The 12691-nt window shown below is 64.6% G+C and carries 12 protein-coding genes; 4 read left to right on the plus strand and 8 right to left on the minus strand.

Annotated elements, in window-relative coordinates; all coding sequences use genetic code 11:
* Window positions 1-54: 54 nt before the first annotated feature.
* Both ATN38_RS20310 and mobF read right to left on the minus strand, forming a co-directional pair.
* On the minus strand, window positions 55-843 hold the full coding sequence (locus tag ATN38_RS20310; RefSeq protein ID WP_218748518.1) for a hypothetical protein: 789 nt from the start codon (window positions 841-843) through the stop codon (window positions 55-57).
* Window positions 840-7400 carry a MobF family relaxase gene (mobF, locus tag ATN38_RS20315; RefSeq protein WP_218748520.1) on the minus strand — a complete coding sequence of 2187 codons (6561 nt, stop codon included), beginning with the start codon at window positions 7398-7400 and terminating at the stop codon, window positions 840-842. The genes ATN38_RS20310 and mobF overlap by 4 nt, the downstream gene beginning before the upstream one ends.
* A 200-nt stretch (window positions 7401-7600) precedes the next feature.
* On the opposite strand from mobF, the gene ATN38_RS20320 reads away from it, so the two are divergent.
* The 4 genes from ATN38_RS20320 to ATN38_RS20335 all read left to right on the plus strand — a co-directional run bounded on the left by ATN38_RS20320 (window position 7601) and on the right by ATN38_RS20335 (window position 9778).
* Complete coding sequence (locus ATN38_RS20320) at window positions 7601-8062, plus strand: hypothetical protein (protein ID WP_218748522.1); 462 nt, start codon at window positions 7601-7603, stop codon at window positions 8060-8062.
* Window positions 8063-8074: 12 nt separating this feature from the next.
* The gene (locus ATN38_RS20325; protein WP_218748523.1) at window positions 8075-8575 is read left to right on the plus strand and encodes a hypothetical protein; all 501 of its coding nucleotides are present in this window, start codon (window positions 8075-8077) and stop codon (window positions 8573-8575) included.
* Window positions 8576-8598: 23 nt separating this feature from the next.
* Complete coding sequence (locus ATN38_RS20330) at window positions 8599-9210, plus strand: M48 family metalloprotease (RefSeq protein ID WP_218748524.1); 612 nt, start codon at window positions 8599-8601, stop codon at window positions 9208-9210.
* Window positions 9211-9358: 148 nt separating this feature from the next.
* Window positions 9359-9778 carry an SMI1/KNR4 family protein gene (locus ATN38_RS20335; protein WP_218748525.1) on the plus strand — a complete coding sequence of 140 codons (420 nt, stop codon included), beginning with the start codon at window positions 9359-9361 and terminating at the stop codon, window positions 9776-9778.
* 98 nt (window positions 9779-9876) lie between these two features.
* On the opposite strand, the gene ATN38_RS20340 is transcribed toward ATN38_RS20335, so the two are convergent.
* From ATN38_RS20340 to ATN38_RS20365, 6 genes are all read right to left on the minus strand, one after another.
* Entirely contained in the window at window positions 9877-10056 is a 180-nt protein-coding gene (locus ATN38_RS20340) for a hypothetical protein (protein ID WP_030537237.1), read from the minus strand.
* Window positions 10053-10271, minus strand: coding sequence for a hypothetical protein (locus tag ATN38_RS20345; RefSeq protein ID WP_218748526.1), 219 nt, complete (start codon window positions 10269-10271; stop codon window positions 10053-10055). The genes ATN38_RS20340 and ATN38_RS20345 overlap by 4 nt, the downstream gene beginning before the upstream one ends.
* Window positions 10268-10486, minus strand: a complete 219-nt coding sequence (locus ATN38_RS20350; RefSeq protein WP_218748553.1) for a hypothetical protein — start codon at window positions 10484-10486, stop codon at window positions 10268-10270. Before ATN38_RS20350 ends, ATN38_RS20345 begins: the two co-directional genes overlap by 4 nt.
* A complete protein-coding gene (locus tag ATN38_RS20355) occupies window positions 10483-11025 on the minus strand; it encodes a DnaB-like helicase N-terminal domain-containing protein (protein WP_308256390.1) in 543 nt (180 codons plus the stop codon). Before ATN38_RS20355 ends, ATN38_RS20350 begins: the two co-directional genes overlap by 4 nt.
* Before the next feature lie 40 nt (window positions 11026-11065).
* Window positions 11066-11377: a hypothetical protein gene (locus ATN38_RS20360; protein WP_218748529.1), complete on the minus strand. Its 312-nt coding sequence runs from the start codon at window positions 11375-11377 to the stop codon at window positions 11066-11068.
* A gap of 130 nt (window positions 11378-11507) precedes the next feature.
* A complete protein-coding gene (locus ATN38_RS20365) occupies window positions 11508-12455 on the minus strand; it encodes a recombinase family protein (protein ID WP_218748530.1) in 948 nt (315 codons plus the stop codon).
* Window positions 12456-12691 lie beyond the last annotated feature (236 nt).

Raw genomic sequence — 12691 nt, forward strand, 5'->3', positions numbered from 1 at the left:
TGACAGGGGCGGCGTCCTTGTTGGATTCCGCCCCCTGCCTGTTGAGCTATTCAGCTACATCTCGACTTCTGCTCCACGGTCGATTTCCGGGACCATGACCGGCTCGCTGCCGCTGTCGGGTCTGGTGGAGGGTTCGGCGTTGAGTAGTTCACCGATCTCACGTGGGTGCGCGAGGGCGATGACCTCGGATTGGGGAGCATTCGAGACAGCGCTCGCATCGTCGAAATCTGGTGGCACGTCGTAGATGTCGACGGGCGGTTCCTGGTTGGGGTCGAAACCGTAGTCGGTGTCCGGTGCGGGCGCGTCCAATGCTGCTGCCTGGTCGACGCCGATTTCAGTCTCCGGGTCGGAGGCGAAATGCTGTTCGGCTTCGGCTGCTGCATAGGCCAACGCCAGCGTGGCAACTGCTTTGCCGGCCACGGACAGTGACGTGTCGAAGTTCGGGTCGTAGTCCGCTTTGGTGTCTTTGGCGCGTTGCTCGGCTGCGGCAGCGCGTTGCTCGGATTCGGCTGCTCGGGCGTTGGCTTCGCGGGCCTCCTGCGCGAGAGCTTTCTGATCGGCGGTGTTCGGGTCGGGTACCGGGAACCCTTCTTTCCGAACTTCGGTGTCGGCGGTGCGGGCGGCGTCAGGGTTGCGGTCTCGCCGGAAGTTGGCGACGGCCCACTTCGCTGCGAGGGTGGCGCGGCGGCGGTGTTGAGTGGGGATTCGAGCGGAGACAGCCGCTGGGGTGGACCTGCTTCGGATTCGGCCGGACTGGCGCGAGGCGCGGATGAGTGCCTGCTGCGCTGCCTGTGTCATCGCGGTGAACTCGCGAATGAGGTCTTCTTCGATCGGCTCGGTCATAGCTGCGGGCCTTCCTGTCCGTGATCGCGCGCGGTTTCGGGTGCGTCCACTCCGCGGGTGTTCTTGGGCGGTGCGGTGCGGGTGGGCGGATTGGTGATGCGCCATTGCTGCTCGGCGCTCTGGGTGGCGGGGTCGAGGGTTCGCCGGCGGTGTTGTTCCGCGGTGAGGGTGTCGACGGTCTGCTCGGTGGTCTCGACCTGCTGTTGTGCGGTGGCCACGCGTGCTTGTGCAGCGGTTCGTGCGACGTTGTCTTCACGTTCGGCCGCGTCGAGGATCGCTTGCTGGTTGGCTGCGGTTTCGCGCAGCTTGTTCCACTGATTTCGCGGCGGGGCCTGCGAGGTGGCGGTGCTCCATGCGGCCTCTGCTGCTCGGGCGGCTGCGCGGGCGGCGTCGACGGTGGAGGCGTGTTCCGCGAGTTCTTGGACGATTCTCCGCCTGGTGGGGGAGAGCTTGCTCGTCTCGTCGAGAGTGCGTTGCAGTCCCGCCAGTTCGGTGTGCGCTTGGGCGAGTTCTGCGTGTGCGGCCGTGCGGACTGTTTCCGCGTGTGCGGCCTGGTCGACGGCGGTCAGGTCGCGGTCGACGGTGCGCAGGTGCTCGTGGGCGCGAGTGGTGGCGGGCTGTTCTTCCGCTCGCAGCAGTTGCGCTTTCGCGGCAGCGAGTTCGGAGCGGGTGGTCGATTGGCGGACCTGGGACTTCTTGATCCGTGCGGTCAGCTCGGCGTTGGTGAGCTGGCGTGCGGGGTCGGCGTTCATCTCGGCCGCGATGTCGGGGGTGTTCAGTGCGGTCAGGGCGGCACGGATACGGGCGGCGGCGCGATCGTCGTCGTGGGCGCCGGCCAACGGTTCCGCCTCGGTGTCCGGAACGTCGTTGAGGTGCCGCCAGGTGGCGATGGCGTCGACGACGGTCCGTGCCTGCGGCGTCGATGTTTCCGAGACGGCGTCCAGCCATGCGGGGTGTTCGTCGAGCGCGGTCTCACCGAAGGCATGTGCTTGCTGCTCGATCTGTTCGTGCAGGTCCAGGATGCTGCGGTCCAGGTCGGCATCCGATTCCGGTGTGGCCGGGAGCGGCAGAGGGAGGGCCAGGAGGTCTGCGGTGTCGAGTCGTGGGGTGGTCGGTGTACTGCGGGCGTAGTCGATGACGGTCTGGGGGAAGCGTCGGGCGGTGGCCGTCGCGGCGGATGCTGCGGCGGTGTGGGCGTCGATGCCGGTGTTCTGGACTCGGGACAGTATGGCGGCGACTCGGTTCCAGTCGTCGGAGTTTTCGAGGGCTCGGGCGAGGTCCTCGGGGACGGCCGTGTGCAGGACGCTTCGGGCGAAGGCGTCGCCTTGGCGGCCGGTGGCGAGCTCGTACCGTTCGATCGTGTCGGTCATGCTCGGGCGTTCGAGGACTGCGGTCGCGGTCGGCGTCATCGATGTTTGCGCGCTGTCTGTGGATGGGCTGGTGGCCTCGCGCGTGGGGGGCAGCGGCTGGGAGTACAGGGCGTCGACGGCGTCGTCAGCCAGAGCCTTGGCGGCGCGCATTTCTGCGCGCCAGACCTGGTTCTCGAGCGCACGGTAGGTGGCGCGGGCCTCGTTGAGGGCGAGGTTGTCGAGTTCTCCGGCCATGAGTCGGACCTGCTCGGCGTCGGTCGAGGTGACAATTCGGGTCACACCACCGGCGGCGTCTTCGAGAGCCTGTTGTGCGAGTTCGTATTCGGCGTGGGCGCGTTCGGCTTCGGTGGTTGCCGCGCTGGCGATGATCTGTTCGAGCGCCAACTGCGAGTCCAGGTCCGCGGCGAGGTCGTCGTTTCCTTCTGCTCGTGCGGCGCTGGATTCGGTGCCGAGTCGAGCGACTTCGTTGCCGCCGATTTCGGCGCGTATGGAGGCATCCACCCAGCGTTGATGGGCGTAGGCGGCCTCGGAGGCGTAGGGGCGCTGGGTGTCGGCGCGGCTGTGGATTTCTGCGATCATCGGCAGAACCGCCACCAGGTGTTCGCTGGTTCCGTCGAGCATCGCAGCCCACAAGGCGTCCTTGTGTTCGCGGGCAGCGTCGAGGTCGTCGCGCAGTCGAGCGAGCTGTTCGGCGGGTTCGAGATCGCTGTAGCGGGTGGCGACGACAGGGTCGCCGGTCCACGTCTCGACCTCGAAGTCCTCCGGCGCGTACTCCAGGTCGGCTGCTGTCTCCTCGCCTGGGTAGTAGCCGAAGTCGTCACCAAACGCGGTGCCGGCGTCGTCGAAGTCTGGTTCGGTGCGCTCTCCTGCGTCCTCGTACGACGGTGCTTGTGCGTCGAATTCCGCGAGAGCGGCGGCGTCGTCGAAGTAGGTCTCGTAGGAACCGGCCGCTGCGGCGGCGGCTTCTTCGGCGTCGAGATCGAGCGGCTCGGGCGGTAGGTCATCAGCCGAGTAGGCGGTCGACGCTTCCACGATTGCCTCGACACGCCGCGCGAGTGCGGCGGCAAGGTGATCGGCGGGCATCGGTGCGTCCGCGTGCGCTTCTGCGAGCAGGTCGTGGGCGACGGTGAGGAGGTCGGCGGCGTTCCACTGCTCGGGGTCTGCGGCGTTGATCGCTGCGACCAGCTGCGGCCACGCGGCGTCGTCGATGACGCGTTGCGCGTTCTCACCGAACAGTTCGCGAAGGTGCGGTGTCCAGACCGGTTCCAGGCCACCGGTCGCGTCCTTCGACGTTTCGGTGGTGTCGAGGTGACGCGAAAGTCTCCACCAGAGTGCTGCTGCGGGCATCTCGTCGGGGAGCGGCTTGTCGCCGCTGACCAGTCGCACGAGGGAGGGAACGTCGACGCCGGCTGTTTGCGCGGCGCTGAGCTGTTCGGCGAGTACAGGCCAGTAGGGATCGTTGACCAGTCGCGGTTCGACCTTGTGTGCCAGCGATTCCCACACCTTCGCGGCGGCGGCGGGATCTCCGAGCACGGTCGCGGCTCGGGTGCGCAGCACCGTCTGTGCGCGGCGGTCCGCGACCGCGAACTGATCCGGTCCGGTGGGTCGAAGGTCGATGTCTTCGACACCGTGCGCTGCCCGCCAGACCGCAAGATCGGACAGGAGTTCTCGGTCGGTGTCGAGCAATCCACGCGCCCACAGGGGAGTGCTGTCGGGGGAGTAGTCGGCGGCGCGGGTGCGCACGTCGGCGGCGAGTTCGGAGACGAGATCGGCTCGCGCGTTGAGGTAGGTGCCCCACTTCTTGTGGGTGCTCAAGCTCGCCGGGACGGCGGGCAGCCAGGACAACGGTCCGGACCCGCCGGAGTGAGCGCCGCTGGGGTCCAGACGCCAGTCGAGGACCGCGGCGACGTCGAGAGCGGTGTCGAGTTCGCGGCTTCGGGCAGCGGATTCGAGAGTCTGGACCGGGTCGGCACCGTTCGCGGCCAGGATCGCGAGATGCTTTCGCAGTACCGGGTATGCCGGTTCGCTGGACAGTCCGGCGACGAGTTTCTCGGCGGCCTTGTCGATGCGGCGCAACGCTCTCTTGCCGAGTAGGTGTTCGGCGGCCGTACCGACGGCGTCGTCGTAAGCGGCGGCAGCGTGGGCGAGACGCAGGTGCGGATCTTCGAGTCGACGTTGAGCGGAGGTGGCCGATTCTTGAGCACCGTCGCGACCGAGAATGCGGGAGAACAAGTCCACTGCCGTCGGTGGCGTGATGCCGTCCGGAGTGACGACGGAGTGTTCGTCACCGTCCCCGGCCGTGGCCAGGTACAAGTGGTTGTCGAGCTTTCCTCGGGTCAGTGCGACGTAGGCGAGTTGGCGGGATTCTCCGCCGGTGCCCACGGTGTGGCAGCTGTCGGCGGTGATGCCCTGGGCGCCGTGGATCGTTCGGGCGTACCCGAGTTGCACGTTCTTCCGGACGTATCCGGAAGGCAGGGTGATCTTGCGTCCGGAGGCGAGGTGGGTGACGTGCAGGCTTCCGTCGCTGCGAACGTCGGTGACGGTCCAGCGGTCACCGTTGCGGACGAAGTCGGTGGCGCTGGTGCGTAGTCGACGGTTGTTCTTGCGGGTGGTGATGATGTCACCGGTCGAGGCGGAACTGCCGTCCGAGAGCGCCACCTCGGGGCCGGTCGGGCGTCCGTCGAGGGCGAGTCGGTCGGCTCGGGCGCGCTCGTTGAGGTTGCGGACCATGTCCCTGGTCGGGGCAAGCATGACGGCGTCGAGACCGGCGGCGCGGTCCGCTGACCATCCCGCGTAGGCGAGGTCTTCGGCGGCGACGGTGTCTCCGACGTGGACGCGTCCATGGTCGATGTAGAAGCCGATCGCGGCCGGATCACCGTCACGCAAGGCCAGCGATGCGTAGCCTTCGGCAGCGTCAGCGAAGCGCACGACGTCGGTGAGCGTGACCGCGCCGCTGGTCTGCGCGATGTCCCGCAACGCGCCGCCGGAGCTGACCGAGGCCAGCTGTTGATCGTCACCGACGAGTCTGACGCTGCCACCCTTGGCGAGGATGTGCGAGACCACAGCGTCGAGGTCGGCGGTGCCGGCCATGCCTGCTTCGTCGATGACGACCAGGGTGCTGTCGTCGATGTTCTGGACCCACTCGGGTACGTCGACGGCCTGATCCGGGTTGGTCGCCGCTGCCGCAAGTTCTTCGAGAACATGCGTCAGTTTGTTCATGGTGTCGGTAGTCGCGTCGAGGTCCTTGCGGAGCGCGGCGGCGGCAGCTGCGGTCGGTGCAAGACCGATAACCCGGCCGCCTTCCGCTTCCCAGGAGCGCGCAAGGACAGCCATTGCGGTTGTCTTACCGGTGCCGGCGGGAGCGAGCGCGAGTTGGAGTCGAGCGCCGGAGGTAGCGAGTTCTCGGACGAGTTTCGCCTGTCCCGCGTTGAGTTCGAAGTCGTTCGCTGCTTGCTCGAGCAACGCAATATCGACGGTGGACGAGTCGACGCTGCGACCGTCCATCAGCTGCGAGGCGGCGACCAGACGCTCTTCGGCGGCCATGATTGCTTCGGAGGTGTACATCGTCGTTCCGGCTGTGCTGTACACGCTCGAACCGTCCGCGCGGCATAGCTCTGCCGGGTCCGACAGTCCCTCGTCGACACCCAGCGATACGGATCGCTCGGGTCCGAGCGCGGCGGCGACGATACGGTCGACGACCTTGTCCATCTTGCGTCGACTGAGGTTTGCCGAGCGTGCAATGCGTTCCGCTTCGGCGCGTACATGGCATTCCTGCCACCGGGCGCGGGACGCCGAAATGGTCTCCAGGACGGCTTCGGCCGAGTGGTCGATCCACCGTTGATTCGTCCGAATGCGGCTGCTCGAACGTGGGGGATGGGTGGCTACTCGGATCATCTCCGAGAGCGCGTGTTCACTGCCCAGAACCTCCAGGGCGGTTGCTCGCCAGGCTGCTCGCTGCTCGGCCAGCGAGCGAGGTTCGTGCTTTGCGTCGCGGGTCTCGAGGGTGGCCTGTTGCGCTAGCTCCAGCGCCTCGATGGAGCTGGGTTCGCGTCCGTGGTCGGCTTGGAACTGCGCGGCGAGCTCACCCCGACGCGACTCGATTGCGGCCCTGCGCGAGGACCAGACTTTCATCAGTGCGGGGTCGACACCGACGATCTCGCGGACGGGACGCTTGCTGGGATCGGTACCTTCTCGTTCGGCGAACCGCAGTCCCAAGCGCTCGCGAAGGTGTCCTTCGAGGCGGGAGTTGTACATCTCGGATGCGGCGACTGCTGCCTTGTGGAGCGGGCGGCCGTCGAGTGCGAGCCAGCGCTCTTCGCCGCGCACTTTGACCTTGTTGGAGATCGCGACGTGGGTGTGGAAATCGGGGTCGCCGGCGCGGGAGTCTCGGTGCTTGAAGGCGGCTGCGATCAGCCCTTCGGTGTCGAGCTGCTGGACTCCGTTGGTGCCCGAGCGTGTGTAGATCGCAGTCTTTTCGAGGTGGGCGATCACGTCCGCCACCGCAGCGTCATGGCAGGCGATGATGGCCTCGGCCAGCTCGCGCGGGGCAACGGCGGCGAGGGTGCTGACGGACTTCACAGGGCTGAACGTGAGGTCGTATCCCGCGACGGCGGAGGTCTTCGGCCGCGAGTTCTTGGCGACGAATCCGCTGACTTCGCGGTCGTCGAGTGCGGGTCGACCGAACTCGGCCTCGAACATCTGGTTCGCAACTTTGGTGCGGATCTCGGACCGGATCTCGGGGTCGATCACGGTGTTCCAGGCTTCGCCGCGCGCGACGTTGAACTCGGAGAATTCCTTGGCGACGGCGGTCCGGAACTCGCTCGCGCCTTCGTAGATCCGGTACGGCTGCCCCAGTCGCGTGGCTGCCAATGCCTGCTCGGCGGCGGCGGCCGGTTCGAGTCCTCGTGCGATCGCGGCGGCGCTGATTCGGGCCTCGATGGCATCGGCGTCGGGGTGCCGGCCTTCGCCGAACAATGCCTTCATTTGCGCCTCGGATACGTGGTCGCCACGGGTCATCGAGTCGAGTGCGCTCAGCCCTGATCCGATCCACTGACCTGGCGATTCACCTTTCGAGGAGTAGTAGTCCGCAAGGGAAGACGGTCCGCGTTCGGTGGCGTCGGCCGCAGCGACTTGCCGGGTCAGGTACGTGTACCCGTCTCCGGCTGTCAGCTTGTGCAGCGACATCATGAGGCAATCATAGCGGACGTTATCATTTCGTGACCTGAATGCAAGAGGTGTGATGGTTGTAAATCTTTGGAATAGAGGGGTTCGCTATTGAGACTCGCGAATGAGTTTCACACTGGCGCCTGTCGAGAAAAATGCAGACTGATGGGTTGGTTTTTGCTTCATTTCTGGCAATGCGTTGAATCTCGCAGTAGTCTTGCGATATGGCTACCTCGAAGAAGTCCGCTGTCAGTGCTCGTGACCGCGCACGCAATGCGAGTGCGGCTCGTCTCGCGGAAGAGCAGAAGCGAGTCAAGCTCAACGAAGATGATCTGGTCAGCTTCTTTCAAGCAGATCAGTCGATCTCCACGATCAGCGACGATCTCACTCTCAAGATCGAGAAACTTCGCCGTGAGAGCGCCGACAAAATTCGTGAGGCAGAGTCCGATCGCCAGCGCGCAGTCCTGGCATTGAAAGAACGCGGCGAGACGGTTTCCTCGATCGCGACCATGACGGAGCTGAGTCCCTCGGAGGTCAATCGACTCTTGAAGTCTGCGCGTGCAGAACTGAAGGAAGCCGATCCGAAGAAGAGTGAAAAGTCGGAAGACAAAAAGCCCGCTGCGATCGTCGAATCGTCGACTCCGGATACGTTAGGTTCTGCCGAACCTATTTCTGCGGCGTCTTGACCGCAGTGCGTTATGCGTGAACCGTTGAGCGTCGACCCGTCTCGTCGACGCGAACTCGAACGGTTCACCCGATACGTCGTCAAGGGTCCGGGACCGTCATGCTGGATCTGGACCGGCGCGATCGCAGACGACGGATACGGACGCTTTTGGATATCTCGTAACGGTCGCCAACGAGTCGTCCGGCCACACCGATATGCGCTCGCACTCGAACTCGGCCGGCCGCTGACTGAGGATATCAACGCTCTTCACGAAGTGTGCGACAACCCGATCTGTGTTCGCGCCTCGGATGCGTTAGGTCGTCCCCACGTTGTCGCGGGAACGCAAGCGGAGAACCTCGCGACGATGGGTGCCAAAGGGCGCGGCGGCGGTCGTCCCAGTTTTCAGTGGTACGGCGCGGACAAAGCAGCTCGCGCCGCCCGATCGCGTGCACTACGTGAGGCAGTGCGCGGCGGTTGGAATCAACGCGCGGTCGACTTGGCACTCCTGGCGTCGGATGAACCGACGCTCTTCTGACTTCGACGAGAGACCGAACTCCGATGGATGACGCGGAACTTCAACGGCGCAAAGACTTGTGCACCGCAACGATCGAAAGAATCGCCCGCGATGTCCCGGCGCAACGGCCGGCCCCCAGCATTCGATACGTCGACAAGCTCTCCGCACACGGGCGGTTCGTGGCCGGCAAGAACGAGATTCAGATCGGCATCGTCGGCGATCTGGGTGACCCAGCTTTCGACGACGGCATGATCGAGGCGTTGGCTGCCCACGAGATGGGCCACTGGGCCGATCCGACGCTCGACGCAACGATGCGGCGCTCACAGATCGTTTGCAATACACCCTTCGCGGTCGGGGTGTTGGCCGGTCTCGCCATCGCCGTCCATGCGGCGATCACGGCCAATGCGGATCAGGTGTACGCGGCCGTTGCGGCCCTCGTCTTCGGTGTCATGCTGCAAGTGATGTTCTCTCCGTTTTTCGATTGGAAGGGAGAGTTCTTTGCCGACCGTTTCGCAGCGGTGCATACCTCGCCGGACAAGGTCGTTGCTTTGCTCGCGCGATTCGGTACGCGTTGGATGTGGATTCCGACGCCCACCCATCCGAGTCGCGCCCAGCGTGTACGCGCCGTCATGCGCATGCCGGTCTCGACGGACTGACGTTGTTCTGCCGGCCATTCACTGAGACCGGAGTCGGTCAACTCGTGAGCGCGGCGACTTGTCATGAACTGTGTTCGTTGAGGGAGTCGCACGCACTTCGGCGAGAGCCTTTGCTTCTAGTGTCCTGCGCCGGTAGTAAGTTTCCAATATGGCTCTCGGAAACGGGTTGGTCGCTCGCATCGAGCGGACCGTGGACTTGTACGGTCCCGGTCGTCCGATTCCGGCAGACGAGCTTCACGCGCGATTGCATGCGCTCGACATCGTCCCGGACAAAGACTTCACCGAGTTCGTGGGACGTTGGGGTGGATGCTTCGTGGGCGTGTCAGTGCACGCATGGGACAACGCCGAACTTATCGGTCGTGAGACATGCATCGAGCTGACCATTGGGGCGCGTGACGCATACGGTGTCCTCATCGACGGGGTGGTGTTCGCTGACGACGGATCCGGGAATCCGATCTGGATCGCTGCGGACGGAAGCGTGTGCTTGGTCGACCATGACAACGGGAACACAGTTGTTCGACTGGCTGCCAGTTTCCGCACGCTGTTGGAAGAGAGCGTCGACGACTGACTCACGAAGCCATCCGCGCGATGTCGGCCACGCGAGGCGATTCGGAATGCGGTTCCTAGTGGTCGAGCGGGGAAGAGTGCGCTGCTAGCTTCGTCGGGTCAGAACAGGGTGTTTTGTGTCTGTGCTGCGGCGCTGTCGGTGCGTTTCTCGTAGGCGGCGGCGAGGGTTTGCGCTGTGCTGGGGCTGCATCCCATGTCGGTGCCGATGTCTTCCCAGCTGGCTCCGTGGTGGTGCAGTTGCCAGGCATCGTGTTCGTCGTCGTGTTCGTCGTCGCTCATGGTCGCCCTTTCTCGTCGGTGGGTGGGTTGAGGTCTCGGCGGAGGCGCAGGGCTACGACGAAGTGGTAGATCCCGAGTCCGAGAAGGCTTGTTCCGGCGATGATGGAAATGGTTTCTCCTCCGGTGAGGAAGACGATGCCTACGGCGACGCTGATCAGTGCGACACCACTGTGCGCTTTCCAGCCGGGTTTTCTGGTGTCTTTTTCGGTCGTCATGGTCGGCCTCTCTTTGTGGTGGATGTCCGGAGCCTGGCGGCTCTGGTGAAGCTGTACACGGACACGGTGAGGGCGATGATGCCTGCGGTGATCACGTGTTTGGTGCCGATGGTGAAGTCCAGGGCGGCGACGGCGAGTGCGATGACACCGAGGATGCTGTGCCGGATCACTCCTGGCTTGGTGTTCGCGTGGTCGCGTTTGTCTGAGTCATTCACAGTTGGCCTCCGCGGATGGTGTTGAGTCGCTCGTATGCGGTGCGGCGTTCGCGGCCGATGCTGAGCAGGTGCTCGAACAGTTGATCTTCGGGCAGTTCGTCGGCGGCTTGGGCCAGTGATTGAGCGGCGGCGCGGAATCCTCGGCGGTACGCCTGGGTGAGCACTGCGCCGACGTAGTGTTCGAGTTCGCCTGAGGGGATGCCGATGGTGGTGATGTCGGTCAATGCTGTGGTGAGTTGTTTGCCGCGTTGTCCGGCTGTCCGTCCTGCCTGTTGCAGGGTGCTGAGAACGTAGGCACCGTTGTGCGGTTTGCCTGCGGTCACGAGGTCCGCGATGACGGTGAAGAGTTCGGCGAGGACGGGGCGGTAGAAGTCGGCGCGTGTCAGAGCTGCGGTAGCGCCCGCGGCACGATCGGCCGGCGCCCAGAGCAACGAGCACAACAACTGCGCTTCGACGTCCATCGCGATGCTGTAGTCGTCGATCTCGGCGTCGGGGCCTGCGAGGTCGATCACCTCGGGTACATCCGGTGGCTGCGTCACTGTTCCAACCTTCGTGGCTCGGTGGCCGGTATCGGCCATGTCAGAGTCGCGGTGTCGTCAACTGCTGCTGACTGCGAATGACTGCCAGGGCTGCGCGCAGACTGCGGGCAGCGTCGGCGAGGTGTGTGGTGATGTCCTCGGTCGCGACTTCGCCCGCGAGGAACGTTTCGACGGCATCCGATGCGGCGGGACCCGAGTACAGACCTCGGAGCGCTTCGCGGGCGTCGCTGATCCCTGCGAGGGAATCATCGAGGGCTGCGAGCATGGCTCGCAGTTTCTTCTCGACGGCATCGACGTCTGCGCCGGGCTGGCGGTTCGTGAGGCCCGCGATGGAGTGCAGTGCGGCGCTCACGATGCATCCTCCATCCGCTCGGCGGCGGACACTGTTCGCTCGACTGGTGGAGTGTCGGTATTCCAACCGTGCACTATTCGTTTACGCAGGTCCGCTTGGGTTTTCACTGATGAATCCATATCGCCGCCTTTCATCGGTGGTCCGGGCACAGGAGGGTGGGCGTCAAATTCCACCCACTGGCAGTCAGCCACTGTTGAACAGGAAGCGGGAGACCTTCGACTGTCGCGGCGTGTGCGAAGGTGTCGGCAAGAATTGGACCGTCGCCGCATACGGCGCACGCGACGTCGAAAGCGGGTGGCTCGGGTTCGCAATGGCGACAGTGCGAACGGATGACGACCGCATTCGGATCGTCGACATCCGGATGGAGCCATGCAACGGCCAGGTCGCCGCGTTGATGAGCGGCTTCCGCTCGCGTACTCGGCTCGTAACCACACGTCGGGCAGGTGCGTGGCACTCGCATGGGCACAACAGAATTCACAGGAACGTCCCCGCGAGGATGCGCTGTGGAGGTCGAAGCTGACTTGTTCTTGTTGAGATGGCCGTACACGGTCGTGCGGGGCACGTTCAACGTCGCAGCAATCTGCGCGACCGTGTTCTCTCCGGCGTCGTACAGCCGCTGAGCGAGTGCGATTTGATCGTCGGTGAGCTTCGGCGGACGGCCGCCTTTTCTGCCGCGCGCCCGCGCAGCGGCCAAGCCGTCCCGAGTGTTCGCCACAATCAGCTCACGCTGAAGTTCCGCGAGTACCGACAGCATCCCGAACATCGCCCGACCTTCGGCGGTGGCGGTATCGATTCCCTGCTCGAGGACTTTCACCCCGATCCCCCGCCCACGCAGATCGGCACCGAGCGTGATCAGATGCAGTACCGACCGGCCCAGCCTGTCGAGGCGGGTGATCACCAGCGTGTCACCGTCGCGCATTCGCTGCAGAACAGCATCTAACTGTGGCCGTGACGCCTTCGCGCCGCCGGCGTGATCGACATGAATGTTCTCGACCTCGACGCCCGCCCGCGCCAACGCGTCGACTTGGTGAGCTGGATTCTGATCTGCACTGGAGACTCGTGCGTAACCGAACAACATCTGTCGACAATACCCAGACTCAAGGTTTTTCGACATAGTTTTACGACACGAGTTTCAGACAAGCATGAGCTGGGCGTACGTCAACTTCAGGAAGGTGTCGAATTCCGATCTTGCTCTCAATACGTCAACGCATCACTGCTGGTGACATGATGCGTGATCGTGGAGGCATGGATGGGCAACAGGGCGCTCGGGTTCACTGTGGATCAAGAGAACACGATCTGGGAGATGTGGCGTCG

Source organism: Rhodococcus sp. FH8 (genome assembly GCF_019266085.1).
Lineage (GTDB): Bacteria > Actinomycetota > Actinomycetes > Mycobacteriales > Mycobacteriaceae > Rhodococcus_F > Rhodococcus_F qingshengii.